Source organism: Variovorax sp. Soil_C_26, from assembly GCF_057657075.1.
Window position 1 is genome coordinate 18,983 of record NZ_JBDGJC010000004.1, and the last position, 24,918, is coordinate 43,900.

Genomic DNA, 24,918 nt, shown 5'->3' on the forward strand with positions numbered 1-24,918 from the left:
ACGGACGAAGCCACCGAACTAGCGCGCCGTGGGTGCCGGGCGCAGCGCGGGCTCCAGCAGGCCCGGCGTCGTGTCTTGCGCATCGTGCAGATGGCCGTGCAGATCATGCTGCACCAGCAATTGCCGCGCGCGCTGCCAGGCCGACAGGCGCGCAGGTGGCACGGAGATGTACGACGCCAAGGCAAACAGTGACGAATGCGCCTCGTCGGCAGGTGCTGCGCGCCGGCGCTGCATCCGCCGCAGCGGCGCAATGGCCAGCATCGACGCGAGGATCGCGCCGATGACGAGGGCATACAGTCCCAGCAGATGCAGCACTTCGGGTTGCGAGCGTGCGCCGAGCACGTAAGGCCATGCGTACCAGACAGCACAGAACCAGATGGCAACGTTCACTGCGGGTCGCAGCACGCGCAGCCACAGGTACATGGCGAGGGTCCGCAGGGGCGAGCGGCCGTCACCGAAGGCGCGCAGCGGAATGCGTGCGGCGTCGATGATCGGTTCTTCTCCCGCGGGCTGACCCCAGGAACGGCGCCGCACCGGCGGCGTGGCGTCGGTACCGGCGGTGGTGGTGGTGGCTTGGATGTGTAGATTGGATTCAGGGTGCATTGGAAACTCCTCGGTCAGGGCTCGTCCACACCGCGCGCTTGCCGCGACGGCGCAACAGGGCCTTAGGTAAGGCGACCACCGTGGCCGCCATGGTGATGGTCCAGAAAGCGATCGGGTACCAGATGGTCCCGACGAAAGATGGTCCCGACGAAATAGCGCATCAGGTCTCGGTCGTAACGACGGTCGATCCACAGGCTCAGCAGCATCTGCAGGATGCAGGTCATCGCGAGCAAGGTGCCTTGCCAGTGCGGCAACAGCGCCGAATGCCACGCCGATCCGGCGGGCAGCAAGGGGCGCAGAACGCCGATGATCAGAACGAGCGCCATGGCATAGGCCCACACCACGCTGACCATGTACTCGGCGTAGATCAGCCACATGCGCCAGTGACGAGGCCGCAGGATGCGGGTGGTGTAGCGCAGCATGGTCTGTATGCCCCCGAGGGCCCAGCGCTCGCGCTGGTTCCAGAGTCCACGCAGCGTCTCGGGCATGAGGATCCAGCACAGTGCGCGCGGCTCGAAGCGCAGCTGCCAGCCGCCGAGCTGGAGCTTCCAGCTCATGTCGATGTCTTCGGTCATCACGTCGGGACTCCAGAAGCCCACGTCGATCACCGCGCGGCGGCGGAACATCGCGATCACGCCCGAGACGGTGAACAAGGTGCCCACCAGCTGCTGCGAGCGCTTGATGAGGCCGATGATCGAGGAGAACTCGCCGACCTGCATGCGTCCGAGCAGCGAGGTGCGGGTGCGGATGCGCGGATTGCCGGTCACGGCGCCGATGCGCTCGGAGTCGAGCATCGGCTTGAGCATCCATGCGATGGCGTTGACGTCCACCAGCGCATCGCCATCGATGCCGAGAATGTATTCGCCGCGCGAGAGCTGGCAGGCGGTGTTCAGACCCACAGCCTTGCCCTGGTTGCTTGTGTTGTGAATCACCCGCAGCCGGCTGTACTCCGCCGTCATGGCGTCGAGCAGGTCGCCCGTGCCGTCGGTGCTGCCGTCGTTGACCGCGATCACCTCGAAGTTCGGATAGCGCGTACGCATCAGCTGCTCGATCACCTCGCGCAGGTGCGGTGCCTCGTTGAAACACGGCACCACCACGGTGACCAGGGGCTGCGATGCAAGCGTCTCCAGGGGATCGATGTCGACGTCCCGTCGGCGCTCGAAGAACCAGGCGTGCGACAGCCCACCCGCCATCCACACGTACGCCATGAAGAACGGGTAGTAGAAGACGAAGCCGAACAGCAGCGATGGCAGCATCTGCGAAAGGTCGTGAAAGGTGTTCATGGCGAGCGGCTCTCTGGCGCAGTGCTGGCTGCGGGTGTCGTGGCTTGAATCGGCAGGGCGCGCGGCAGCAGGGTGCGCACCGAGATCGCGCGGCGCACGACCTCCAGCGAAGGCTGGTTGTTGAGGAAGTCGTCCGGGTAGTAGCCCAGGTGCCTCACGCCCATGCGATGCAGCAGCGCCCATTGGCGCGCGAGTTCTTCGTCGGTCACCGGCTTGCCGGTGCGCCAGTCACGTGCCTGCAGTTCGAACACGGTGCCGTCCAGGCCGCCCGGCGTGGACGCCACCCGGCGCGCCAGGCGCGAAAGCCAGGCGTTCGCATCGTCCTCGCGCTCCATGCGGGGCATGGCCATCAATGCCACGTAGTCGTAGGCGGCGAGCGAAGCCTCGTAGCTCTGTGCGAACCACTGCTCCGCGGCCGTGTCGAGCACCGGCCGCGCGTAAAGGTTGCGCGCGGTTTCGAGGCCCGGCCGCCAGGCACCCGTGCGCGCGGCGAGCTCTTGCGTGAATTCCGTCAGGTAGCGCGTCTTGGCGTCCGTCCAGCGCGCCATCAACGCTGGATCGGCCCGGATGGCGGCCACGTCGGCCGGCAGGCCCCAGTGGCCGTAGGCAGCGAGCGCGGAGGGGCTTGCGTCCTCGTCGTCCGAGAGCGTGGCATCGTCATGGAACAGCAGGCCCTCGAAGAAGGCATGGCGCCCCAGGTCTTCGTAGATGTCGCCCACGAGCGAGCGCACCGCCGGATCGAAGGGCGACAGCCGGTGGTAGCGGTCGACCGGTGTGCCGCCGTCCGTGGTGCGCACCGTGTGCGTCGCCAGCGGGTTGGATGCCGGCAGCCGAAACGCCATGACCGGCATCCACGCGTAGACCTTCACGCCGGTGCGGCTACGCAACTGCCAGGCCGCGCGGCCGAAGAGGTCGGCCCTTGTCGGAAGCTGGCGGTTCGGAAAGTAGAGCGCATCGGCCACGCCGTCGCCGTCGGGATCGGCATAGGCCTGCAGGAACACCGCGCGCGGCCGTACCGCGGCCACGCGGTCGATCAATGCCGAGAGGTTGCGTTCCTGCTGCGCCGGGTCGGGATCGTAGACATAGTCCAGGTCCACATGCATGACCCGGTTGATCGGCCGCAGTTCGCCGCCGACAGGGCTGCGCAGCAGCCGGGCGTAGTCCGGCCCTTCGTTGTCGTAGGCCACCAGCGCGCGGCGAATGCGAGACAGCGGCACCGATGGAGCGTTCGGCCCGTCGTCGAGCGTGAAGCCGACCGGCATGCCTGCGCGTTCGGCGGCCTTCAGTGCCACGGCGTTGTAGGCGCCATAGGGCCACACGATCGCGCGGACCTTGGCGCCGGTGCGCGCCTCGATGATCTGCCGGCTGCGGCGCAGGTCCGACTCGATGCGCTGCATGTAGGTCGCGTCGTCCTCATAGCCGGCGGAGGCCGGATCGTAGCGGTGGGTCGCAGCCGACGGCAGCATGTTGCCTTGGGGATTGGCCTGCACGCCGGTGTGCAGCGCGTCGCTGTGACTCGCCAGTTCGACCAGGCCGGAGCGCGCCATTTCGGCGGCTTCGCTCCAGCGGAGGAAGTTGCCGCGGGGCACGGGTCTGTCGCCGTAGGCGACGTTGCCGTTCTCCGGTGCCTCGAGCCAGCCCGTCACCAACGCCAGCAGCGCCGGATACTTGAAGCGCTGCAGCAGCGGGAAGACCTTGGTATAGGCGCTGCGGTAGCCATCGTCGAAGGTCAGCAGCACGGGTCTGGAAGGCAGCGGGTTGCCGCCGGCGCGCGCATCGATCACCTGCTGCAGGCTGATCGGGTGGTAGTCGTTGTGCTGAAGCCAGGCAAACACATCGGCGAGCGTGCGCTCGTCGATGGCGGTTTCGTCGGGTGAGTCTTCGAAGCTCGCTCGCACGTCGCCCCGCACGTCGTGAAAGGAAAGCACGCGAAAGCTCACGCCATCGTCGGCGTCGGCCGGCGGCAGCGGCTGCGCCTGGCCCGGGAGCGCAAGGCCCAGCAGCAGCCAGGCAGCGGCGGCGCGCAGGAAGGGAAAGAGGTGGGTTCGCATCACGGCAGGGGCATCGAAAGATTCATGAAGACGCTGCGCTGTCGTTCGCGCACTCCGTCGTAGGGATGGCTGGAAATACCCAGCCCGTATCGCAGAGTCAACTTCGGGCCCAGGGCCCATTTGTGTTCGTAGCGCAGGGCCCAGAGCGGGCCGGCGCCGAAGCCGGCCTGGTGGTAGCGGCCACCGGTGGCCTCGATGGCCTGAAAGAACTGCCGGTCGTCGCTTTTCCAGTTGAGCCATTGCGCACGCACCGTCAGTTGCGCGCTGGCGTCGCTCGACGGGCTGAAGTACGGCACCTCCTGCTGCTGGCTGCGGCTGGCGCCGGCACCGAGCCGCGTTTCGAGCTGGAAGCGCGGCGTGCTGACCCAGCGTTCGTGCCAGGTGAAGTCGAGGCCATTGCGCAGGTTGCCGTCACTGAAGTCGAGACGCCGCCATTGCAGATCGAAGCGGCGCGCCTCGTCGACGACATGGCTCAGGGCCGCACCGGTTTCGCGTGCGCCGATGCCGGCGACGCGCGCCTTCCATGGCAGTTCCTTGCTGTCGCCATCGAAGGTGCCCGAGAGCCGCCAAGCGTCTCCCGCGCGGTAGTCGAGGCGCCCGGCAATGCTGGACCGGTACGGCCCCGCATTCGAGCGCTGTATGGCGCCCTCCGCCAGCCAGCGGCCGCGCTGCCAGTTCAGGCCGATGCCGCTGCGCGCCCAGCGGGCATTGCCGATCGAGGTGTCTCCGCGCCCGAGCGACTGGTCGTAGAAGATGCGCCACTCGTCGTCGATCAGGCCCGAACTGAGCCGGCTGTCGACGCGCCATTCACGGTCTGCGATCGCACCACCGCCCGTCGAACCTTCGGCGTCGACCTCGAGCCGAGGACCGGTGAACGCACGTCGCGTGCGGCCCAGCGCGCGCACTTGCGCCGTGTCCGGCGCGTCCGACTCGAGCGATGCGGCGCGGCGACGCGCTTCGGCGAACTCGCCCGCGTCGAGCAGCGCCTCGACATGGCCGGCGCGCGCGCCGATGTCATGAGGATGGTCGGCGGCAAGCGCCTCGAAGCGCGCGAGCGCCGCTTCGGGATGGTCGCGCAACCGTTCGGCGAGACCGGCACCGGCGGCGAATTCGGCATTGAGCGGCGCTTCGCCGGTCAACAAGGCGAAGCGCCGCTGCGCGGGCGCGTTCCGGTCACCGTAGAGCAGCAGCATGCCGCGCATGCCGTTCATGTCGGTGTACTGGTCATTGGGCCGGCCGGCTTCCGCGCGAGCCGCATCAGCGCCGGCGTGGCGGCTTCGATCCGCGTCAGCAGTGCGTCGGCTTCTTCAAAGCGACCGGTGTCGAGGTAGGCATAGGCGAGCCCCAGGTAGAGCGGATCGGGCACTGGCAGGTTCGCGTCGCCCGCGGCAACTGCCGCTTCGAACAACGGCACGGCCTCGGCCGAGCGGCGTTCTTCCGCGAAGGCGCGCGCCGCCGCGCCGAGCGCGTACGGCGGGAGACCGGCGCCGCTCTCACGCAGCATCTCGTACTGCGCAATGGCGTCGGACGGGCGTCCGCGTTCGACAAGCGCCAGCAGGCGATCGCACGCCAGGCGCAAACGTAGCGTGCGCCATGCCTCGGTGTCCGCAGGCTCGGCGCGCGGCGCCGATGCATCGATCCGAGCCAGTGCGCCCTGCTGTTGCGCCAGCACCTTGTCGAGCGCAACCACCCGGGCAGCGCCCAAGAGGTCGTCGCGTTCGCGCACGGCCCAGCGCAATTGCTGGGCGAGTGCCTGGTGTTGCAGCGTGGACAACGCCAGCGCAGAGAAAGTCCCGGGGTGCGCCCGTTCTGCCGCCTCGGCGTCGTCGAAAGCGGCCGATGCCGCGCCGTTCGAGGCCATCAGGAATACGACTTCGCGTTGCGCGTCGCGTCTTGCGGGCTGCAGCGCGGCGATTTCGGCGTACGCCGCGAGCGCTTGCAGCGGATGGCCCTCGGCACGTGCGATGGCCGCATGGAGTTCGAGCCATGCCACGCGCTGCGCGTCTTCCGTGGGCGCGGGTTCCCCAAGCGCACGATGGATGCCTCGGGCACCGGCGGTGTCACCGCTGTCGAGCCGCCAGAACCCCTCGTGGATCCGCGGCGCCCGCGCTGCGGGCAGGCGTGCCCGCCAGACCGCGACGGTTTCGCCTTGCAGCGCAAGGTCTTGCATGCGGCGTGCAGCACCCGCCAATGGACCCAGCGCATAGTCGTGCAATCTGGCGGGCGACCGCTCGCGGCCCAGGGCCACCGCTTCGGCGAACTGGCGGTCGTCGACCGCGATCACGACCGCGTCGGACACCGCGCGTTGACGCTGGGCATCGCTGAGCGGCATGGCGAGCCACGTCTTCAGCTGCGCCAATGCCTGTGCGGCCGAGATGCGGCCAACGCGTTGCGTGTCGATCAGCGCGTCGTGTTGGCGGGCGTCGTATGACGCCACGCTTTGCTCTGCGGCGGCCGGCGGGTCGATGCCCTCCGGATTGGTCAGCGCCGCCGAAGCGCCGAGAGCCAGCATGCAAACGATGGGGGGTAGGACACGCACCTTCTGTGCGAGGTACGGAGGCAAGGCGTCGGGCTGCGCTGAATTGCGCGCGGCCACGACCCTGCCTCCATCAATCTTGTGGAATCGCACTCTGCTCCCTTGGGTGACACCGCTGCGCAGCGAGTCGCCAGGGCAGAAGCGAACGTTCAGGCACCAACTCGTGTGCCGGAAAGTTAGAAAAAACTCACTCTATGAGGATTTGTTAACGAACTACCGCAACGTGGCAAAGATGTGGCCAGAGCGTGACCTGGTGCGCAGAAAGCGGGTTATCTCGGCGGTTGAGCGCAAGAAAGCCCTCGAAGGGCTTGAATTGGCGTGTCAGCCGATGCAGCGATCGAAACCGGGCCTTGTCCGACGCTCGAAGTCGCGAGGCGCACATAACTTAAGTTCTCTCCGCTTCCTCTGCGGGACCTGGGTGCACCACCGCACCGGGTTTTACACCCAGCTGCTCGCTGGGTTTTTTTTCTCGCTCACCTGAACACACATGGCCGTTAAGAAGAACGACACGCTCGCCCGCATTCGACAGAAGTTTTCCGTCCCGGCACGCCGCGGCGGATTGGTCAAAGTAGCGGGCGTGAGTGGCGTCATCACCGGCATGAGCGGAGACTGCGTCAGAGTGAAGCTGGTGGGCATGGAGCGAGGCCTTCCATTTCACCCGCATGAAATCCACTATTCGTAGCTTGCTGGCGCGCTCGGCTCGCGGGCGAGGCGAGAAGCAGGCCCTGCCGGGTTGAATCAGGTCTTCAGACGCCGCTGGAGGTCGTCGAGCAACCAGCGGCCGGCCGGCCCGGGTGCGCGGTTGCGCTGGTGGGCCGCATAGATCATCAGCCCCTCGCGCGGTGTCGGGTCGTCCTGGACCTTGAGCACCTTCAATTGCCCTGCCTGGATCGAGTCGGAGACCAGATGCTCGGGCATCCGGCACCATCCGAATCCGGCAAGAAGGAAATCAAGGCGACGCCCCAGGTCAACGAAGCGCCACAACCTGGCGCTCGATAGTCCGTAGCTGGGCCCGGACGGGTCCACCGGATCGGAGAGCACCAGTTGCACATGGGGCTCAAGGTCGCTCGGCGTCGCTGCCCGTTTCAGCGAAGCCAATGGATGCGTCGGTGCCACGACGGCACGCATGCCGATGCGCAGCAGCGGATGGGCAACGATGTCCTCGGGCACCGCGGGCAAGGGCATGCAGATGGCCAACGCTGCCGAACCGCTGCGCAGCCGCCGCAGCGAGCCGCCGAGTCCTTCGGTCGAGAAGCTCACCGGCAGATCGGGAAAGGTATCGCTGAGCGCGCGCAAGCTTTCGATCAAGGGCGCCGTCGGCACCAACGGATCGATCGCGAGCGCGAGTTCCGGCTCCACCCCGCCGCGTGTGCTCGCCGCGACGGCCTCGAAGCGCGCAGCGCTCGCCAACACCAGCCGCGCCTGGTCGACCAGCACGCGCCCGGCCTCGGTCAATTGGGGTCGGTGGCCGCCCCGGTCGAACAGTGCAACGCCCTGCACTGTTTCCAGCACGGCGATGGCCTGGCTGATCGCCGATTGCGCCCGCCTGAGCGTGCGGCCGGCGGCAGAGAAACTGCCGGCATCCGCGATCGCGACGAGAACACGCAGCTGGTCAAGGGTCAGGGTTCCGATCATGATCAATCATATATTCAGATGGAAATCATCATATTTTTATCTCTTCCGCTGATGAGTAGCGCACGGTCCAATCACTCCAAACAGCCTAATTTCTTCGGCTGGCATTCTCAGGAACCATTGATGACCCAGCTTCTTGTCGTTGAGACCAGCCCCCGCGGCGAGCACTCCATCTCGCGCCAGATGACCCGGCGCTTTGTCCAGGATTGGCGCGCCGCGCATCCCGATGGAGAAGTGATCGTGCGCGATCTCGCAGAAACGGACCTGTCGTTCGTCACCGCCCCCTGGCTGGAGGCCTATTTCACGCCGCCGCAGCAGCACTCGCCCGAGATGAAGCGCGTGCTGCGGCTGTCCGACAGCCTGGTCGACGAATTGCTCGCTGCCGACCACATCGTCGTGGCAACCCCCGTCTACAACTACAACGTGCCGGCCGCACTGAAGGCATGGGTCGATCACATCGTGCGCAAGGGACTGACGCTCGGCTTCGACGGCCAGGGTCTCGTCAAGGGCATGAAGGCCACGGTGCTGCTCGCCTCCGGCGGCGTCTACGCCGAGGGCTCGCCGATCCGCGACCGCGATATCGCGACGCAGTATCTGCGGCTGATCCTGAATGTCATCGGCATCAGCGATGTGACGGTCGTGGCCGGCGGCGGTGCCAAGGCGGTGGATTTGCGCGCGCAGACCATGGACGGGTTCCTGGCGAAGCTGCAGCCGGAGATCGCGCAGGCTGCCAGGGGTTAGTGTCCTGTTCGCGAGCCTTCAGGCAAACGCCACCCACCCCCGAAACGCCAGCCCCGCATAGAACAACTGCACGTCCGTGAAGCCGGCTTCGCTCAGCAGTTCTTCTTCCTGCGCCGGCGCGAGGAGCGGCAGGCGCTCGCCGATTGCCGTGGCCGCATGGCGCGCGTTCTCGGGCGCGACACCCGAGGCCGCTGCAAAGGCCGCATAGCGCGAGAGCCACAGCGACTTCTGCGCTTCCGGCGACTGCGGAAAACTCAGGTGCGCGATCACCAGCGGCGCGCCCGGGCGCATGCGGCGGCGGATCTCCAGCAAGGTCGCGCGGCGTTCCTCGAGGCTCAGGAAGTGCATCGTCAGCAGGCAGGCCGCGGCATCGAACGGCCCCTCCGGCGCGGTGTCGGTATAGCCATGGTGGAGCGCGACACGCGCCATCAGCGGGCCGAGGGTCTGCTGCGCCAGGTCGAGCATCGGCTGTGCGGGATCGACGCCGACGATGTGCCATTGCGCAGCGGCCTCGGCGAACGCCTTCAACTCCAGGCCACCACCCGCGCCGACGACGAGCACGTGAGCGTCCACCGGTGCGCGCTCGGCGAGCAGCACTGCCGCCATCTTGTGGAGGTCGTGCACGCCCGGCACCAGGCGGGCGGTCTTCTCGGCGTAGTTGGCAACAGCGCTTGCGTCGCCGAAAGGGGCTTGGGTCTGAGACATCCGGACAGTCTAGGCCCTGCCCTACTGCGCCTCGATCCCGAACTCACGCATCCGCTTGACGATCACCTCGAAGTCCCGCTTGTAGCTTTGGCTGAACTCCTCTGGCGTCGTGTTGAGCATCTCGAGGCCGCGCTCGGCCATCTTCGCCTGCACATCCGGCATCGCGGCCGCGGCGCGCAGAGCGGCGGTCAGGCGCTCGACGACGGGCTGCGGCGTCTTCGCAGGCGCAACGAAGGCAATCCAGACCGCGGCTTCGAACAAGGGGTCGTCGAAGCCGAGCTCGCGCATCGTCGGCACCTGCGCCAGCACCGCGGAGCGCTCGCGCCCCATGATCGCGAGCGGCACGATCTTGCCGGCCTGCACATGCTGGCGCGCGAGGCCGGCCGAGGTGAGGCCGACGCTCACGGTGTTGCTCAGCAGGTCGGCCATCACCGGCGCTTCACCGCGCTGCGGCACATGGACCATGTTCGCATCGAGCTTGCGATTGAGCGCCTCGCCCGCCAGGTGACCGAGCCCGCCCGGTCCCCATGTACCGTAGCTCAGCTGCTGGCCGGGCCTGGCGGCGAGCTTCTTGAAGTCGTCCATGTTCTTCACGCCGAGCGCCAGGTTGGCGGACAGGATGGCGGGGCTGCGCACCACCTGCGTGAGAAAGACGAAGTCGCGCTGCGGGTCGTAGGGCAGGCTCTTGTAGAGCGCGACGTTGTTGATAAGCGAGTCGCCCAGCGTGACGGCGATCGTGTAGCCATCGGGCGCAGCCCGGGCCACCTCGCCCAAGCCCACGGCACCGTTGGCGCCCGCCTTGTTGTCGACCACCACCGCCTGGCCGAGCGACTTGGCGACACGCTCGCCGATCAGCCGCGCCACGAAGTCGTTGGCGCCGCCGGCCTGCGCGGTGACGACGATGCGTATCGGCTTGGTCGGGAAGGTGGCTTGGGCGAAGCCGGCGACAGGCAATGCCGAGAGGACGGTCGACAGGCTCAGGGCCAGGAAGGTGCGGCGCATCGGGGGTCTCCTTTTCTTGTGTGTTTCAGGCGGTCGAATTCAGGCCGTTGCGCGCGCCGGCGACGGCGCGCTGCGCTCCCGCTCGACCTCCTGCTGCAGCAGGCGGCGATAGCGGACCAGGGCCTGGTCCATGCCGAGCAGCAGCATCGGAACGTCGGGGTCGATGTTGCGATGCTGTGCCGTGATCGTCTCGCGGTCTTCCTCGAAGGCGGTGACCAGCCCGCGGTAGATCGCTTCCGTCACGGCCGGGTCGCCGATGCTGCTGCGGTGCGACTGCTGGAAGAAGTAGTGCGTGGTGGTCTCGGTCTCTGGCGTCAGCGTCTGGCAGCTGTGCAACTGCACGCCGCCGCGCAGGTCGCCCTCGGCCTGGCCCACGGGCGCCCCGCCCGAGTGCATCAGCAAGGTGCCAGGCAGCACGAAGTCGTAGATGAAGTAGCGGTCGACGTTGCGGTCGAAGGCCTGGAACGATCTCCAGAATGGCGAGGGCGGCACGTCCGGAACATGCCGCGTGACGCGAATGCCGCGCGGGATCGGCTCGATCTTCGGAACCGCCTGCGCGATCGCGGTCGACCCGCCCAGCGTGGCCTCGTGCACATAGCTCAGGTGCGAGAAGTCGAGCAGGTTGTCGCAGACCAGGAGGTAGGGCGTGTCGTAGTGCACGTAGCCGGGCTTGTACGACCAGTCGGGATGGTCGCAGGAGAAGTTGTCGGGCAGCAGTGCGCGGTCGGCCAGCGCCGGGTCGCCCATCCAGACGAAGATCCATTGGTTGTGCGACACCACCGGATAGGTCCGCACGCGCGTCTTGGCGGGAATGCCCGCGAGGCCGGGCGCTTCCACACAGATGCCGGCCGCGTCGAACTTGAGCCCGTGGTAGCCGCAGCGCACGCAGTCGCCTTCGCGGCGTCCGCGCGACAGCGGCGCATGGCGGTGGCAGCAACGGTCCTGCATCGCGACCAGGCCGCCATCGGCAGTGCGGTAGACGAGGATCGGCTCATCGAGCACGCGCCGCGTGAACAGACCTTCGGCGGGAACCTCGTGCTCCCATGCAATGACGTACCAGCAGTTTCGAATCCACATGCCTGTCTCCGTGATGTCCAGGCAATGTAGGAAACGCAGGCCGTGCCGTCTGTCCCCGCAGAAGGGTACAAGCGCACCCGGGCCGCGTCGGCCGCGCGGGCCTGCCGCTCAGTGGATGAAGCGCATGAGCTGCTGCCGCCCGTGGATCGCCAGCTTGGCGTAGGCGCGCTTGCGCAGCGTCGCGACGGTCGACGCCGCGATGCACAGGTCGGCAGCGATGCCGTCGGTGCCGATGCCGCAGGCGATCCGCGCACACACCGCGCGCTCGCGCGGCGAAAGCAGCGGCGCCGTACGCTGCAGCGTGCGCTCGATCTCTCGCCCGCGCAGCGCGGCATCGGGCGACGCGAGGTGGGCGAAGAGCGCGTTGCGATGCGCTCTCTTGAGGATCGGCGCCAGCCCCAGGAGCTGCTCGACGTCGGCAGCTTCGAACCGGCCGTCATGCGCGTCGCGGTAGAGGTTGATCGCGAACAGCGTGCGCGGCAGCGGTGCATAGAGAAAGCTCAGCCGGCCGGTGAGCTGACGCCCCACGAAGATCTGGTCGCGCCAACCTGGGTCGGGAATGTCCTCCACGTCGTAGAGCAGCGCGGTCACGGGCGCATGTGAGGAGGCTTCGCCGACCATGCGCGCGGCCAGGCGCGTGAGCTCGTCGGCCTGGCGGAAGCAGCGCTTGTAGAGCGAGAAGCACTCCGCCGTGATGTTTGCGTGGCGCCCCGTCGAATGGCCTTCGACCTGCGAAGGCACGCCATCCACGTACTCGATGAGCGAGATGTACTCCACCGGCAGGACCTGGTTCACGAAGTCGAGCATCTCGCGCGCCGGCGCACGCCCATCGCCCGCGTCGAGCAGGCGCGCCACCGCCGCGGCATCGAGCATGTGCCCTGCCGGTGGAACGTCGAGCAGCCAGGTGGAAGCCATGACGCCGGAATATAGGCAAGCCACCCGCGAATCAACAGAGTGAATGCCCGCAGCGACGCGCCGCCGCGGGTAAATACCCAACAACTCGATGCGGCAACCAGTGCCTCCCGCTTTTCCGTGACATCTTCCTCGACATCCTGGTCAACGCTGTGCTGCGCCGAGCCGGCTCAGTTTGAGGCGAGTAAAGTCTTGCGGCCACATGACACTCCAGCCACTGCAACCCAAATCGATCCTCTTCCTGGTTGCAGCCGTCGCCATCGGTCCGGTCGTTGCAAGCTGGGCACTCCTGCGCCAGAACGCCCCCGCGGCGAACACGGTCGTGCTCTGGGCGATAGTGACCATCGCAGTCATCACGGGTGCTGTGCTCGGTGGCGCGCTGCTGCGCCGGTCCTTGACGCTCGGCAAGGACGAGATCGCGCTCAAGACAACCTTCTACGCGCGCACGGTCAAGCTCGCCGAGATCACCGGCGTGGAGGAGATCAGGCCCGGGAGCACAGAGGATGTGATCGGCATGAGAGTCAACGGGCTCGGGCTGCCCGGATTTCAATCGGGCTGGTTCAGCGCCAGGTCCGGAGGTCGGGTTTTCGTAGACCGTGGAGCGGGCGGCTACCTTCTGATCTCTGTCGGGCAGCAGCCAAAGCTCGCAGTGGGCGTCAGGGATGCGACGGCAACCATGGCGCTTCTTCAGCAACGCCTTGCGAGCGCGCAGCATTGCGCAACACCACCAGCTTCGACAGCCCGAACAGATTGACCGACTCCACGCTGAGCTCCTGCCAGTCGTGGGCAAGGATCTGCTCGTCGTAGCGGAAATCGGAGCGGAACCCCACATGCTCGGCCGCCGAGCGCACGGCGCGTTCCAGCAGCCACCACGCCTTGCTGCCGCTGAAGTGATTCAGCACCACGAGCGTTCCGTCGGGCTTGCACACCCGCCGCGCCTCGCGCACGAGCTCGGCGGGCCGGGGCGTGACCGACAGCACGTAAGGCAGGGTCACGCAGTCGAAGCTGGCATCGGGAAAGCGCATGCGCTCGGCATTCATGTGCTCGATGGCGATGTGGTGCTGTGGCAGCCGGGCCGCGCGCTCGCGGGCGCGCTCGAGCATGTCGTGCGACAGGTCGATGCCGACGATGCGGCATTCGGGCGGGTAGCCGGCCAGCGCCAGGCCGGTGCCCACGCCGACCTCGAGCAGCGAGGCCGGCTGCAACGTGCGAACGCACTCGGCCATGCGCCTGCGCCCGGGCTCGAGCACCTGGCCGAACACGGTGTCGTACAGCGGCGCCAGCCGGTCGTAGGTGCGGGCAACGCCCGCCTCCAGGGCTGGCGATTCGGGCAGCGGGCGGTCGCCGTGCGCCGCGTGATGAGGGTCGACCGATCGGGCTCTGCTGTCCGTCATCTTCATTCCGTTCCAGTTCCAGGTGGGGCGCAAGCCGCCAGTTTGCACATTCCTGGCTGCGCGGCAAGCGGGATGCCCGTCCGCGCGTGCGCACGCACCGGGTGGCGCACGCTGAAGCTCCGCAAGAACTGCCGAAAGTCTTGCCGCGCGGACGCCCTGCCGCCGCGGCGCTTCTCAGCCCTTGTCGGCCTTGCCCGCCGCGTTCGCCAGCTTGCTCAGCATGCGGTCCACCAGCCAGGGTTGGCGGTTCTCGTCCTCGGCGCGCTCCTTGCGGCGGATCGCGTTGCGCACCACGATGGATCCCGCGTAGCGCAGCGGCTCGGGCGGAAACTGGCCGAGCGGCCCGTGCGTGATCGGGCTGCGCGTCCAGGCGTTGTCCTGGTCGAGCAGCAGCGACGAGAGGACCTGCCCGCCCATGTAGGTCGGCCCGACGCCGTTGCCCGAATAGCCGAAGCCGTAGTAGATGTGCGGCGCGCCGTCGAGCCGGCCGAAGAACGGAAAGCCCGTGGCCGAGCGGTCGGACGCCCCGTTCCAGCTCGCGGTGATCGGCGTGTCGCGCAGGGCCGGAAAGAACGCATGCAGCGCCTGCGTGAGCTGCGCCTCGTAGGGCGAGCGCTCGTCGAACACCCGGGCCATGCGGCCGCCCCAGGCGAAGGTGTTGCCGCCCTTGCCCAGCATGAGGCGGCCGTCGGCCGTGCTGCGGTAGTAGTAGACGAAAGTGCGCGAGTCGAGCACCGAGACGCCGTCCGTCAGGCCGATGCGCTGCAGCAGCTCGGGGCACCTCTCGGTGATGACCATGTCGCTCGAGACGATCGCGATCGTGCGCTCGAACTGCGCGAAGCGGCTCGCCATCCAGGCGTTCATCGCGAGCACCAGCTTCTTCGCCTGCACGCTGCCGGCCGGCGTGCGCACCACCACCGGGTGGCCGCGTTCGAAGTCGAGCATCGGTGTGCGTTCGTGGATGCGGATGCCCATCGCCATCGCCACCCGGCGCAAGCCCCGCACCAGCTTGCCGGGGTGCACGGTGGCGGCGATCGGCGAGTACAGGCCCGCGAGGTTGCGCGCCGACCCCGAGCGCCGCGCCACCTCGTCGGGCGGCAGCGCGTGGTACGAGTGGATGCCGCGCGACGCGAGCGCCTGCATCATCGGATCGAGCGTGCCGACCTGCGCCTGCGAGGTGGCGGTGTAGAGCGTGCCGTCGCGCCGCAACTCGGCATCGATGCCGTGGGCGGTGCAGAAGTCGGCGATGTGCCCGACCGCGGCCTCGGAGGCCTTCACGAGCCGCACCGCCTCGTCCTCGCCGAACAGGCGGCGCAGTGTCAGGAACTTGGCCGACCAGGTGAGCAGGCAGCCGCCGTTGCGGCCGCTCGCACCGGCGCCGCACAGGTCCTGCTCGAGAATGACGATGTCGAGCGCGGGCGCCTGCAGCTTGGCCTGGATCGCGGTCCAGAGGCCGGTGAAGCCGCCGCCGACGATGCAGACATCGGCCTGCTGTTCGCCCTGCAGCGCGGGGGCCAGGTCGCCGTCGTTGAAGAGGGCCTGCTCGATCCAGAAGGGGCGCATGCGTGCTTACGCCGCGGCGAGTTCGAGGTGCCGCAGGAAGTGTGCGAGGTCGGGCGTGCGCGCGTCGGGCAGCTTGGCCACGTCGTCCCAGCGCCGCAGCCGGACCGCGTCCATCGCATGGGGGAGCGCCTCGAAGGCGCGGGCCGCGGCCTCGTCGAACACGCCGCCCTGCAGTTGCAGGCTGCGCTTCGAGTCGGGAGACAGCGCCTCGAGGTAGCCCGACTCGCGCGCACAGAGAAAGCGCTTGGCATCCACATGCAGCCGGATCGGCGCGAGCGTCGCTTCGCCGAACAGTCCGCGCAGAAACGGCAGGCAGCGGTACTGGTGCAGGTCGTCCAGGCCCTGCTGCGTCGGCGTGCCGCCGAAGTCGTGCAGCAGATGGCCCAGGTCGTGCAGCAGCGCGGCCGCGATGAGCGCGCTGTCCGCACCCGCCTGCTCGGCCAGGTGCGCCGACTGCAGCGCATGTTCGAGCTGCGTGACGGACTCGCCGTCGTACTGCGCGTGCCCCTTGGTTTCGAACAGGCCGACGATGTCGGGAAGGTTCAGGCTCACGGTCTTGGCCCTCTCACCACGGCAGCGAATAGGTCTTGGTGTTGGTGAAGCTCTTCATCGCCTCGAGCACGCCTTCCTTGTAGCCCAGGCCCGAGTCCTTGATGCCGCCGAAGGGCGTGAGCTCGAGCCGGTAGCCCGGCACCTCGCGCACGTTCACGCTGCCCACCTGGAGCTCGCGGATGAACTGCGTGATGTAGTCGAGGCGGTTGGTGCAGATCGACGACGACAGGCCGTAGGCCGTGCCGTTCGAGATGCGGATCGCCTCCTCGATGTTCTTGAAGCGGATCACCGGCGACACCGGCCCGAAGGTCTCGTGCTTGGCCACCGTCATCTCCGGGTCGACATGGTCGAGCACCGTCGGCGAGTAGAGCGCGCCGCGGCGCTCGTTGCCGTACAGCAGCTTCGCGCCGCCGGCGATGGCTTCGTTGACCACCGCCTCGAACTGCTTCGCGGCGGCTTCGTCGATCACCGTGCCCATGTCCATGGCGGGGTCCATCGGGTCGCCGTATTTCAGCGCGCGCGTCTTGGCCACCAGCAGCTCGACGAAGTGGTCGGCCACGGATTCGTGCACCAGCATGCGCTTCACTGCCGTGCAGCGCTGGCCCGAGTTCTTGTACGAGCCGCTGGCCGCGAGCGTGGCGGCCTCCTCCACGTCGGCGTCTTCCATCACGATGATCGGGTCGTTGCCGCCGAGCTCGAGGATCTGGCGCTTGTAGGCCGCCTTGCCCGCGATGTACTTGCCGATCGGCACGCCGCCCGTGAAGGTGACGAGGTCGACGTCGGCGTTGGTCAGCAGCTCGTCGGCGATCTCCTTCGGGTCGCCCGTGATCACCGACAGCATCTGCGGCGGCAGCCCCGCCTCGTACAGGATGTCGGCCAGCAGGAAGGCCGCGAGCGGCGTCTTCTCGCTCGGCTTGAGCACGATGCGGTTGTTGGTCGCGATGGCCGGCGCCACCTTGTGGATCACCTGGTTCAGCGGATGGTTGAACGGCGTGATCGCGGTGATGGCGCCCAGCAGCGGCTCGCGCAGCGTGTAGACCTTGCGGCTCTTGCCGTGGTGCGTGAGGTCGCACGAGAACACCTGGCCGTCGTCCACCAGCGCCTGGTTGGCCGCGAACAGCAGCACGTCGGAGGCGCGGCCCACTTCGTAGAGCGAGTCCTTTCGGCACAGGCCCGACTCGAGCGTGATGGTGCGCGAGATTTCGTCGAGGCGCGAAGCGATGATCTCGCCGGCGCGCATCAGGATCTTGTAGCGGTCGTAGCGCGTGAGCGTGGGCTTGTAGTCGCGCGCGATGCGCAGCGCGTTGCGCACGTCGTCGAGCGTGGCCTTGGGCACGGTGGCGATCACCTCCCCGGTGTAGGGATAGGTGACGTCGATGGTGCGGTCGCGGTGGACCTTTTCTCCGGCGATGCGCAGTGCCTCGCGGTGAATCTTGCCTGGCTGGAGGGCGGCTTGGCTCATGGGGTGGTGCTCCGGAGAATTATTGGGCGTGGTTCAGCGCGAGATCGAGCGCATCGAAGTTGCGCAGGCGGCGGCCGGCGTCGACGCCCGTGACCGGGCGGTTGCAGATCAGCGGCACGCGCTGCTCCGACACGCCGCCGTGGGAACGCAGCGGCACCTCGAGCGCCGACAGGTCATGGCGGCTCGCGGCGGTGCCGATCACGGTGCTGCGCTCGCTCACGACCACGATGTCGCCGATGCGGTCGGGCGGCAGCTCGAAGCGCTTGGCAGCCTCGGCGCGCGAGAGCACCGACTCCATGCCCGGGATCTGGCGGATGCGCTCGATCCAGCCCGGCACGCTCGCGGCGTCGGGCGCATAGACGGTGGCAAACGAGCCGAGCGCGCCGTGGTGCACCACGTAGGGGTCGGTGATCGGCAGGATGACGCGCGCCGTGCCCGCGCCGTACCAGCCGTCGAGCACGTCCTGCAGGTAGATGACGTTGGGCGTGCCGTCGCTGCCGTGCTTGTCGTTCATGCCGTGGTCGGCCGTGACCACGATGGTCGCGCCCAGCGCATCGAGCTGCGCGAGGTAGCCGTCCATCATCTTGTAGAAGGCGTTGGCTGCGGGGCTGCCCGGCGCGGCCTTGTGCTGCACGTAGTCGGTGGTCGAGAGGTACATCAGGTCGGGGCGGCCCGATTCCATGAGCTTCACGCCGGCCGCGAACACGAACTCCGACAGCTCGGCGCTGTAGACCGAGGGCACCGGCATGCCGACCATGCCGAGCACGTCGTCGATGCCGTTCTCTTCCATGGTCACCTGGTCCGACTTCTCCGACGAGAAGCAGATGCCCTTCATCTTGTGGCCCAGCAGCTTGCGCAGCTTGTCCTTGGCGGTGACCACCGCCACCTTGGCACCCGCATCGGCAAAGGCCGCGAGCACGGTGCCGGCGCGCAGGTACTTGGGGTCGTTCATCATCACTTCCTGGCCGAGCTCGCGATCGAAGAAGTAGTTGCCGCAGATACCGTGCACCGCGGGCGGCGCGCCGGTCACGATCGAGAGGTTGTTCGGGTTGGTGAACGAGGGCACCACGCAGTCGGCCAGCAGGTCGGCGCCCTCCTTGCGCATGCGTGCGATGGCCGGCGCGACGCCGGCCTCGATGGCGGCGTCGAGGTAGGCAGGCTCGCAGCCGTCGACGCAGACGACCACGATCGGGCGCGCCATCCAGCGGTAGCTCCTGGCATTGACTTCGAGTGTCTCCGGTGTCATTTCAGACTTCCTTTTGGGGTGGGTTGTTCGTTGCGTCGGCCATGCCGGGCGCGGTGCGGCCGAAGGCCTTGTGCATGCGGGCGCGGCTGCCCGCCACGTGCTCGCGCAGCGCGCGCCCCGCGGTGTCGGGGTTGCCGCTCGCAATGGCGTCGACGATGCGGTTGTGCTCGTCGGCCGACACGCGCAAGCCGCCGCCGCTGTCGAGCGCGCGCATCCTGAAGAGATGCAGCTCCTTCACCAGGCGCTTGTAGGTCTCGGTGAGCTTCTGGCTGCCGGCGGTGTCGAGCAGGATCTCGTGGAACTGCAGGTTGAGCTGCGCGTACTGCGCCACGTCCTGCGCCTGCGCGGCCGAGCGCATGGCCTCGACCATGGCGCGCAGCCGCGCCACCGCGTCGGGCGAGATCGCGAGCGCCACGCGCCGCCCGATGATCTCTTCGAGCGCTTCGCGCAGTTCGTAGATCTCGTCGGCTTCCTCGAACGCGATCTCGCGCACGAACACGCCGCGGTTCTTCTCGTTGCGCACCAGCCCCGCTTCTTCCAGCGCCCGCAGGGCCTCCCGGATCGGGCCGCGGCTGGTGTTGAAGCGCTGCGACAGCTCGCTCTCGTTGATGCGGCTGCCGACCGGGAGCTCGCCCGTCATGATCAAACGCTCGATCTCTTCCTGCATCAGCATTGGCAGCGAGCTGGACTGGAGGAATGCGAGGGCGGCGGAGTGATTGCTGGTGACCATGGAAGCGTATTTTGCTGTCAAACTGAAAACTGTCAACAATTTTTTATTGACAGTCTTCAATCTGCAATCTAAATTCCGCCCATCCACCCGATCCGCGCCTTGGGGGAGCCCGCCAACCCACCCGACCGGTGAAAGCCAGCCATTTCAGGAGAAACCGATGACGATGAAAAGACACCTGCGACGCCTCGCAGCCACCCTGTGCATTGCGGCGATCGCCCTTGCTGGCGGCGCAACGTGGGCGCAGCGGACGCCCTTGCTGGTCTACACGGCGCTCGAGACCGATGCCATGAGGCTCTACAAGGACGCGTTCGAGAAGGCCAACCCCGACATCGAGGTGAAGTGGGTGCGCGATTCCACCGGCATCGTCACCGCCAAGCTGCTGGCCGAGAAGGCCAACCCGCAGGCCGACGTGGTGGCCGGCCTGGCCGCCAGCAGCCTCGCGCTGCTGCAGCAGGAAGGCATGCTGCTGCCGTACGAACCAAAAGGCTTCAAGGAACTGAACCCGGCCTACTCCGACACCGCGCGGCCGCCGGCCTGGGTCGGCATGGACGTCTGGGCCGCGACCATCTGCTTCAACCGCGTCGAGGCGCAGAAGCTCGGGCTGCCGCGGCCCGAGAGCTGGGCGGACCTGGCCAAGCCGGTCTACAAGGGCGCGATCTCGATGCCGCATCCGGCCTCCAGCGGCACCGGCTACCTTGACGTGTCGTCGTGGCTGCAGATGTGGGGCGAGGCCGAGGGCTGGAAGTACATGGACGCGCTGCACCAGAACATCGCGCAGTACGTGCATTCGGGCTCCAAGCCCTGCAAGCAGGCGGGCGCGGGCGAGTTCCCGATCGGCATCTCGTTCGAGTTCCGCGCGCACCAGGTCAAGAAGTCGGGCGCGCCGGTCGACCTGATCTTTCCGAAGGAAGGCCTCGGCTGGGACATCGAGGCCACCAGCCTGATGAAGACCAGCACCAAGCTCGCGCAGGGCAAGCGCTTTGCCGACTGGATGGCCAGCAAGGAGGCCAACCAGATCAGCGCGCGCTGGTGGGCCGTGGTCGCCTACCCCGGCATCGTCTCCAAGCTCGAAGGCATTCCCGACAACTACGAGAAGCTGCTCGCGAAGAACGACCTGAACTGGGCCGCGAAGAATCGCGAGCGGATTCTTGCGGAATGGAGCAAGCGCTACGACGGCAAGGCCGAACCCAAGTAGCCACCCGGACATCGTCCGCCAGCGAAACCGAACGAGCGAGTGCAAAAAGATGGACATGACCGACACCCGATTCATTGCCCCCACGTTGCCCACCACCGCACCCGCTGCGCTCGAGGTCGTCGGCGTCCGCAAGGACTTCGAGACCTTCAGCGCGCTGCGCGACGTGCACCTGCGCGTGAACCCGGGCGAGATGCTGTGCTTCCTCGGCCCCTCGGGCTGCGGCAAGACCACCCTGCTGCGCATCATCGCGGGGCTCGAGACGCAGACCAGCGGCCAGATCCTGCAGAACGGCAAGGACGTATCGTGGCTCTCGCCCGACAAGCGTGACTACGGCATCGTGTTCCAGTCGTATGCGCTCTTTCCGAACCTGACAATCGCCGAGAACATCGGCTACGGCCTCGTCAACAGCCGCGCCCGGCGCGCAGAGATCAAGGCGCGCGTCGAGGAACTGCTCACGCTGGTCGGCCTGGCCACCTCGGGCGGCAAGTACCCGAGCCAGCTCTCGGGCGGCCAGCAGCAGCGCGTGGCGCTGGCGCGTGCGCTCGCCACCCGCCCCGGCCTGCTGCTGCTCGACGAGCCGCTCTCCGCGCTCGATGCGCTCGAGCGCATCCGCCTGCGCGGCGAGATCCGCCGGCTGCAGAAGCAGGTTGGCGTGACCACCATCATGGTCACGCACGACCAGGAGGAAGCGCTCTCGATGGCCGACCGCATCGTCGTCATGAACCACGGCGTGATCGAGCAGGTCGGCACGCCGATGGAGGTCTACGAGCAGCCGGCCACGCCCTTCGTGGCCGACTTCGTCGGCAAGGTCAACGTGCTGCGCTCGGTGGCGCTGGGCAACCACCGCTTCCAGGTCGGCGACATGCAGCTGCAGTGCGACGCCTGCGACGGCACCTTCGAGCCCGGCGACGCGGTCAACCTGTATCTGCGGCCCGAGGACCGCGCGGTCGAGCACCTGAACGACGACACGCCCAACCGCCTGTGCGCGCGGGTCACCAAGGTCGAGTTCCTCGGCGGCCTCTGCATCGCCGAGGTGACCGCCGATGCGCTCGACGGGCAGGTGCTGGGGCTGCACTTCTCGCTTAACCAGCTGCACGACCTCGGCATCCGCGAGGGCAACACCATCGACATCGCGCTGCGCGCCAACCGCATCCGCGCGTTCGCCGCGCACGCCGCCACGCCATGAACACGCTGGCCCACCCCGGCGCAACAAAAGCGCCTTTTTTTGCCGCGCGGCCCGCCATGCGCTGGAGCCGCGACGAGACGATCGCGCGTGCGATCCTGCTCGTGGTGATGGCGATGCTGTTCGTCTTCCTCGTGGCGCCGCTCATCACGATCCTGGCGCATGCGGTGCAGGACAAGGACGGGCGCTTCGTCGGCCTCGCGCACTTCGTCACCTACTTCCAGACGCCGAGCCTGCTGCGCGCGGCCTGGAACTCGGTGTGGGTGTCGGCCGCGGTGGTGACGATCTCGGTGCCCACGGCCTTCGTGTTCGCCTACGCGCTCACGCGCAGCCGCATGCCGGCGCCGCTCAAGGCCGTCTTCCGGCTCATCGCGCTGATCCCGCTGCTCGCCCCCTCGCTGCTGTCGGCGATCTCGTTCGTGCAGTGGTTCGGCAACCAGGGGGCGCTCAAGTTCCTGCTCGGCGGCGCCTCGATCTACGGCGCGCCGGGCATCATCCTGGCCGAGGTCTACAACACCTTCCCGCACGCGCTGATGATCCTGGTCACCGCGCTGTCGCTCGCCGACGGGCGCCTGTACGAGGCCGCCGCCGCATTGCGCACGCCGCCGTGGCGCCAGTTCATGACGATCACCCTGCCCTCGTGCAAGTACGGCCTGATCAGCGCGGCCACGGTGGTCTTCACCTACGTGGTGAGCGACTTCGGCGCGCCCAAGGTGATCGGCGGCAACTTCAACGTGCTGTCGGTCGACGTGTTCAAGCAGGTCGTCGGGCAGCACAACTTCTCGATCGGCGCGGTGGTCGGCATGTTGCTGCTGCTGCCGTCGATCGCCTCGTTCGTGATCGACTACGTGGTGCGGCGCAAGCTCAAGGCGCAGCTCACCGCGCGCTCGGTGCCCTACACGCCCAAGCGCCGCAAGGTGGCCGATGCGCTGCTCGCGCTGTTCTGCACCGGCGTCTGCGCCCTGCTGCTGGCGACCATCGGCATGGCGATCTACACCTCGCTGATCTCGCTGTGGCCCTACGACCTGTCGTTCACGCTCAGGCACTACCACTTCGTGCTGGTCGAAAGCGACATGGCCGCGGCCTACGGCAACAGCCTGCAGGTTGCGCTCGTCACCGCAGTGGCCGGGTCGCTGATCGTCTTCGTGGGCGCCTACCTGATCGAGAAGACGCGCAACCTCGGGCTCATGCGCCGCGGCATGCACCTGATGGCGGTGCTGTCGATGGCGGTGCCGGGCCTGGTGCTCGGGCTCGGCTACGTGATGTTCTTCAACCATCCGTCGAACCCGCTGAACTTCCTCTACCAGACGATGGCGATTCTCGTCATCTCGATGGTGGTGCACTACTACACCTCGAGCCACCTCACGGCCGTGACCGCGCTCAAGCAGATCGACAACGAGTTCGAGGCGGTGTCGGCCTCGCTCAAGGTGCCGTTCTTCAAGACCTTCCTGCGCGTGACGGTGCCCGTGTGCCTGCCGGCCATCCTCGACATCGGGCGCTACTTCTTCGTGGTGTCGATGGCCAGCCTGTCGGCGGCGATCTTCCTGTACACGCCCGAGACCATCCTGGCGTCGGTCGCGATCATGCACCTCGACGACGCCGGCGACATCGGCCCGGCCGCGGCGCTCGCGAGCCTGATCGTGATCACCTCGACGCTCGTGTGCCTGGCCTATGCACTGCTCACACGCTTGCTGCTTGCGCGCACCCAGGCCTGGCGCAACCTCGCCCGGAGCTGAAGCACGCAGCAAGCCCCACAGGCCCCGAACCCCCGCCCCACCACCGCATGGAGAGAACACGATGACACCGACCCCCAGCCCCATCCTGCTCACGCCGGGGCCGCTCACCACCTCGGACCGCACGCGCCAGGCGATGCTGCGCGACTGGGGCTCGTGGGACGGCGACTTCAACAAGATCACCGCGCGCATCCGCGAGCGCGTGCTCGACATCGTGCACGGCAAGGGAACGCACGAATGCGTGCCGATGCAGGGCAGCGGCACCTTCTCGGTCGAGGCCGCCATCGGCACGCTGGTGCCGCGCGACGGCCATGTGCTGGTGCCGAGCAACGGCGCCTACTGCCAGCGCCTCGTCAAGATCTGCCGCGTGCTGGGCCGCAAGGTCACGACCATCGACTACACCGAAGACCGGCAGGTGCAGCCCGCCGACGTGGACCGTGCCCTCGCCGCCGACCCGGGCATCACGCACGTGGCGGTGGTGCATTGCGAGACCGGCGCCGGCGTGCTCAACCCGCTGCACGAGATCGCGCTGGTGGCCGCCAGGCACGGCCGCGGCCTCATCGTCGACGCGATGAGTTCGTTCGGCGCACTCGAGATCGATGCGCAGAAGACACCCTTCGATGCGGTGATCGCGGCCTCGGGCAAGTGTCTCGAAGGCGTGCCGGGCATGGGCTTCGTGGTGGTGCGGCGCGCCACGCTCGAGCGCTGCGAGGGCAACAGCCACTCGCTCGCCATGGACCTGTACGACCAGTGGGTGTACATGGAAAAAACCGCCCAATGGCGCTTCACGCCGCCCACGCATGTGGTCGCGGCGCTCGACGAAGCCATCTCCCAGTACCTCGAGGAAGGCGGCCTCGCAGCGCGCGGTGCGCGCTATGCGCGCAACTGCAAGGCGCTCGTCGACGGCCTGGCCGCGCTCGGCCTGCGCAGCTTTCTAGCCCCCGCCATCCAGGCGCCGATCATCGTGACCTTCCACGCACCCGACGATCCGGCCTACGACTTCAAAGCCTTCTACCAGCAGGTGAAGCAGCGCGGCTACATCCTCTACCCCGGCAAGCTGACCCAGGTCGAGACCTTTCGCGTCGGCTGCATGGGGCACTTCGGCGATGCGGGCATTCCGGGCGCGGTGGCGGCCATCGGGGAAACCCTGAGGACGATGGGCATCCGCCAGGGCGCGGCCGCCGTGGCAGCCTGAGGCCGAAGCGGCGCCACGACAGTCACCGCTGACGCGCCGGCCCGAATCCGTCCTGCCAGGGCGGGTTGGCAGTGACCTACCATGCATGCCTTGGGAGATCCTCTTCAGAGGAAGGACATCGAC

Annotated in this window: 22 protein-coding genes and 1 pseudogene; 7 read left to right on the top strand and 16 right to left on the bottom strand. The window is 67.7% G+C overall.

What is annotated here, in order from left to right:
- Positions 1–18: 18 nt before the first annotated feature.
- The 5 genes and pseudogenes from pgaD to AC3A6G_RS12900 form a co-directional block, all read right to left on the bottom strand.
- A complete protein-coding gene (gene pgaD, locus AC3A6G_RS12880) occupies positions 19–603 on the bottom strand; it encodes a poly-beta-1,6-N-acetyl-D-glucosamine biosynthesis protein PgaD (RefSeq protein WP_487860525.1) in 585 nt (194 codons plus the stop codon).
- Positions 593–1,886, bottom strand: a pseudogene (pgaC, locus tag AC3A6G_RS12885) (poly-beta-1,6-N-acetyl-D-glucosamine synthase). The gene pgaD and the pseudogene pgaC overlap by 11 nt, the downstream one beginning before the upstream one ends.
- Positions 1,883–3,937, bottom strand: coding sequence for a poly-beta-1,6-N-acetyl-D-glucosamine N-deacetylase PgaB (gene pgaB / locus AC3A6G_RS12890; RefSeq protein ID WP_487873792.1), 2,055 nt, complete (start codon positions 3,935–3,937; stop codon positions 1,883–1,885). The pseudogene pgaC and the gene pgaB overlap by 4 nt, the downstream one beginning before the upstream one ends.
- Positions 3,937–5,148 (bottom strand): tetratricopeptide repeat protein, encoded by a 1,212-nt coding sequence (locus AC3A6G_RS12895; RefSeq protein WP_487873793.1) that lies wholly within the window; start codon positions 5,146–5,148, stop codon positions 3,937–3,939. Before AC3A6G_RS12895 ends, pgaB begins: the two co-directional genes overlap by 1 nt.
- Entirely contained in the window at positions 5,145–6,449 is a 1,305-nt protein-coding gene (locus AC3A6G_RS12900; RefSeq protein WP_487873794.1) for a PgaA family protein, read from the bottom strand. The genes AC3A6G_RS12895 and AC3A6G_RS12900 overlap by 4 nt, the downstream gene beginning before the upstream one ends.
- A 511-nt stretch (positions 6,450–6,960) precedes the next feature.
- On the opposite strand from AC3A6G_RS12900, the gene AC3A6G_RS12905 reads away from it, so the two are divergent.
- Entirely contained in the window at positions 6,961–7,155 is a 195-nt protein-coding gene (locus tag AC3A6G_RS12905) for a hypothetical protein (protein ID WP_487873795.1), read from the top strand.
- Positions 7,156–7,211: 56 nt separating this feature from the next.
- On the opposite strand, the gene AC3A6G_RS12910 is transcribed toward AC3A6G_RS12905, so the two are convergent.
- Positions 7,212–8,108 carry a LysR family transcriptional regulator gene (locus tag AC3A6G_RS12910; protein ID WP_487873796.1) on the bottom strand — a complete coding sequence of 299 codons (897 nt, stop codon included), beginning with the start codon at positions 8,106–8,108 and terminating at the stop codon, positions 7,212–7,214.
- Between the two features lie 120 nt (positions 8,109–8,228).
- Here AC3A6G_RS12910 and AC3A6G_RS12915 point away from each other — a divergent pair, with 120 nt between their 5' ends.
- Complete coding sequence (locus AC3A6G_RS12915; RefSeq protein WP_487873797.1) at positions 8,229–8,846, top strand: FMN-dependent NADH-azoreductase; 618 nt, start codon at positions 8,229–8,231, stop codon at positions 8,844–8,846.
- Positions 8,847–8,864: 18 nt separating this feature from the next.
- Here AC3A6G_RS12915 and AC3A6G_RS12920 read toward each other — a convergent pair whose 3' ends face one another.
- The 4 genes from AC3A6G_RS12920 to AC3A6G_RS12935 all read right to left on the bottom strand — a co-directional run bounded on the left by AC3A6G_RS12920 (position 8,865) and on the right by AC3A6G_RS12935 (position 12,545).
- Positions 8,865–9,551, bottom strand: a complete 687-nt coding sequence (locus tag AC3A6G_RS12920) for a class I SAM-dependent methyltransferase (protein WP_487873798.1) — start codon at positions 9,549–9,551, stop codon at positions 8,865–8,867.
- A 21-nt stretch (positions 9,552–9,572) separates the two neighbouring features.
- Positions 9,573–10,553 carry a Bug family tripartite tricarboxylate transporter substrate binding protein gene (locus AC3A6G_RS12925; RefSeq protein ID WP_487864710.1) on the bottom strand — a complete coding sequence of 327 codons (981 nt, stop codon included), beginning with the start codon at positions 10,551–10,553 and terminating at the stop codon, positions 9,573–9,575.
- Positions 10,554–10,592: 39 nt separating this feature from the next.
- Positions 10,593–11,630: a Rieske 2Fe-2S domain-containing protein gene (locus tag AC3A6G_RS12930; protein WP_487873799.1), complete on the bottom strand. Its 1,038-nt coding sequence runs from the start codon at positions 11,628–11,630 to the stop codon at positions 10,593–10,595.
- Positions 11,631–11,738: 108 nt separating this feature from the next.
- The gene (locus AC3A6G_RS12935; RefSeq protein WP_487873800.1) at positions 11,739–12,545 is read right to left on the bottom strand and encodes a helix-turn-helix transcriptional regulator; all 807 of its coding nucleotides are present in this window, start codon (positions 12,543–12,545) and stop codon (positions 11,739–11,741) included.
- A 199-nt stretch (positions 12,546–12,744) separates the two neighbouring features.
- Here AC3A6G_RS12935 and AC3A6G_RS12940 point away from each other — a divergent pair, with 199 nt between their 5' ends.
- Positions 12,745–13,296, top strand: a complete 552-nt coding sequence (locus AC3A6G_RS12940; protein WP_487860512.1) for a PH domain-containing protein — start codon at positions 12,745–12,747, stop codon at positions 13,294–13,296.
- On the opposite strand, the gene AC3A6G_RS12945 is transcribed toward AC3A6G_RS12940, so the two are convergent.
- From AC3A6G_RS12945 to AC3A6G_RS12970, 6 genes are all read right to left on the bottom strand, one after another.
- On the bottom strand, positions 13,199–13,936 hold the full coding sequence (locus tag AC3A6G_RS12945; protein WP_487873801.1) for a class I SAM-dependent methyltransferase: 738 nt from the start codon (positions 13,934–13,936) through the stop codon (positions 13,199–13,201). The two genes, AC3A6G_RS12940 and AC3A6G_RS12945, sit on opposite strands and share 98 nt — an antisense overlap.
- A 174-nt stretch (positions 13,937–14,110) precedes the next feature.
- Positions 14,111–15,499: an FAD-dependent oxidoreductase gene (locus AC3A6G_RS12950; RefSeq protein ID WP_487873802.1), complete on the bottom strand. Its 1,389-nt coding sequence runs from the start codon at positions 15,497–15,499 to the stop codon at positions 14,111–14,113.
- A 6-nt stretch (positions 15,500–15,505) separates the two neighbouring features.
- Positions 15,506–16,051: a phosphonate degradation HD-domain oxygenase gene (locus AC3A6G_RS12955; protein WP_487873803.1), complete on the bottom strand. Its 546-nt coding sequence runs from the start codon at positions 16,049–16,051 to the stop codon at positions 15,506–15,508.
- A 13-nt stretch (positions 16,052–16,064) separates the two neighbouring features.
- A complete protein-coding gene (phnY, locus tag AC3A6G_RS12960) occupies positions 16,065–17,513 on the bottom strand; it encodes a phosphonoacetaldehyde dehydrogenase (RefSeq protein ID WP_487864717.1) in 1,449 nt (482 codons plus the stop codon).
- Between the two features lie 19 nt (positions 17,514–17,532).
- Complete coding sequence (phnA, locus tag AC3A6G_RS12965) at positions 17,533–18,759, bottom strand: phosphonoacetate hydrolase (protein ID WP_487860507.1); 1,227 nt, start codon at positions 18,757–18,759, stop codon at positions 17,533–17,535.
- 1 nt (position 18,760) lies between these two features.
- Positions 18,761–19,489, bottom strand: coding sequence for a phosphonate utilization associated transcriptional regulator (locus tag AC3A6G_RS12970; protein WP_487864719.1), 729 nt, complete (start codon positions 19,487–19,489; stop codon positions 18,761–18,763).
- Positions 19,490–19,646: 157 nt separating this feature from the next.
- Here AC3A6G_RS12970 and AC3A6G_RS12975 point away from each other — a divergent pair, with 157 nt between their 5' ends.
- The 4 genes from AC3A6G_RS12975 (at position 19,647) to AC3A6G_RS12990 (ending at position 24,795) form a co-directional block, all read left to right on the top strand.
- Positions 19,647–20,684, top strand: a complete 1,038-nt coding sequence (locus tag AC3A6G_RS12975; RefSeq protein ID WP_487873804.1) for a putative 2-aminoethylphosphonate ABC transporter substrate-binding protein — start codon at positions 19,647–19,649, stop codon at positions 20,682–20,684.
- 49 nt (positions 20,685–20,733) lie between these two features.
- The gene (locus AC3A6G_RS12980; protein WP_487873805.1) at positions 20,734–21,870 is read left to right on the top strand and encodes a putative 2-aminoethylphosphonate ABC transporter ATP-binding protein; all 1,137 of its coding nucleotides are present in this window, start codon (positions 20,734–20,736) and stop codon (positions 21,868–21,870) included.
- On the top strand, positions 21,867–23,603 hold the full coding sequence (locus AC3A6G_RS12985) for a putative 2-aminoethylphosphonate ABC transporter permease subunit (protein ID WP_487873806.1): 1,737 nt from the start codon (positions 21,867–21,869) through the stop codon (positions 23,601–23,603). The genes AC3A6G_RS12980 and AC3A6G_RS12985 overlap by 4 nt, the downstream gene beginning before the upstream one ends.
- 61 nt (positions 23,604–23,664) lie before the next feature.
- Positions 23,665–24,795, top strand: a complete 1,131-nt coding sequence (locus AC3A6G_RS12990) for a 2-aminoethylphosphonate--pyruvate transaminase (RefSeq protein WP_487873807.1) — start codon at positions 23,665–23,667, stop codon at positions 24,793–24,795.
- Positions 24,796–24,918 lie beyond the last annotated feature (123 nt).

What these genes read in the sequence shown, in the direction of transcription:
- pgaD (WP_487860525.1), bottom strand. Translation starts at nt 603, where the DNA reads ATGCACCCTGAATCCAATCTACACATCCAAGCCACCACCACCACCGCC.
- AC3A6G_RS12900 (WP_487873794.1), bottom strand. Translation starts at nt 6,449, where the DNA reads ATGCTGGCTCTCGGCGCTTCGGCGGCGCTGACCAATCCGGAGGGCATC.
- AC3A6G_RS12970 (WP_487864719.1), bottom strand. Translation starts at nt 19,489, where the DNA reads ATGGTCACCAGCAATCACTCCGCCGCCCTCGCATTCCTCCAGTCCAGC.
- AC3A6G_RS12915 (WP_487873797.1), top strand. Translation starts at nt 8,229, where the DNA reads ATGACCCAGCTTCTTGTCGTTGAGACCAGCCCCCGCGGCGAGCACTCC.
- AC3A6G_RS12945 (WP_487873801.1), bottom strand. Translation starts at nt 13,936, where the DNA reads ATGACGGACAGCAGAGCCCGATCGGTCGACCCTCATCACGCGGCGCAC.
- AC3A6G_RS12895 (WP_487873793.1), bottom strand. Translation starts at nt 5,148, where the DNA reads ATGAACGGCATGCGCGGCATGCTGCTGCTCTACGGTGACCGGAACGCG.
- phnY (WP_487864717.1), bottom strand. Translation starts at nt 17,513, where the DNA reads ATGAGCCAAGCCGCCCTCCAGCCAGGCAAGATTCACCGCGAGGCACTG.
- AC3A6G_RS12910 (WP_487873796.1), bottom strand. Translation starts at nt 8,108, where the DNA reads ATGATCGGAACCCTGACCCTTGACCAGCTGCGTGTTCTCGTCGCGATC.
- AC3A6G_RS12950 (WP_487873802.1), bottom strand. Translation starts at nt 15,499, where the DNA reads ATGCGCCCCTTCTGGATCGAGCAGGCCCTCTTCAACGACGGCGACCTG.
- AC3A6G_RS12935 (WP_487873800.1), bottom strand. Translation starts at nt 12,545, where the DNA reads ATGGCTTCCACCTGGCTGCTCGACGTTCCACCGGCAGGGCACATGCTC.
- AC3A6G_RS12920 (WP_487873798.1), bottom strand. Translation starts at nt 9,551, where the DNA reads ATGTCTCAGACCCAAGCCCCTTTCGGCGACGCAAGCGCTGTTGCCAAC.
- AC3A6G_RS12930 (WP_487873799.1), bottom strand. Translation starts at nt 11,630, where the DNA reads ATGTGGATTCGAAACTGCTGGTACGTCATTGCATGGGAGCACGAGGTT.
- AC3A6G_RS12940 (WP_487860512.1), top strand. Translation starts at nt 12,745, where the DNA reads ATGACACTCCAGCCACTGCAACCCAAATCGATCCTCTTCCTGGTTGCA.
- phnA (WP_487860507.1), bottom strand. Translation starts at nt 18,759, where the DNA reads ATGACACCGGAGACACTCGAAGTCAATGCCAGGAGCTACCGCTGGATG.
- pgaB (WP_487873792.1), bottom strand. Translation starts at nt 3,937, where the DNA reads ATGCGAACCCACCTCTTTCCCTTCCTGCGCGCCGCCGCTGCCTGGCTG.
- AC3A6G_RS12905 (WP_487873795.1), top strand. Translation starts at nt 6,961, where the DNA reads ATGGCCGTTAAGAAGAACGACACGCTCGCCCGCATTCGACAGAAGTTT.
- AC3A6G_RS12990 (WP_487873807.1), top strand. Translation starts at nt 23,665, where the DNA reads ATGACACCGACCCCCAGCCCCATCCTGCTCACGCCGGGGCCGCTCACC.
- AC3A6G_RS12925 (WP_487864710.1), bottom strand. Translation starts at nt 10,553, where the DNA reads ATGCGCCGCACCTTCCTGGCCCTGAGCCTGTCGACCGTCCTCTCGGCA.
- AC3A6G_RS12985 (WP_487873806.1), top strand. Translation starts at nt 21,867, where the DNA reads ATGAACACGCTGGCCCACCCCGGCGCAACAAAAGCGCCTTTTTTTGCC.
- AC3A6G_RS12980 (WP_487873805.1), top strand. Translation starts at nt 20,734, where the DNA reads ATGGACATGACCGACACCCGATTCATTGCCCCCACGTTGCCCACCACC.
- AC3A6G_RS12975 (WP_487873804.1), top strand. Translation starts at nt 19,647, where the DNA reads ATGACGATGAAAAGACACCTGCGACGCCTCGCAGCCACCCTGTGCATT.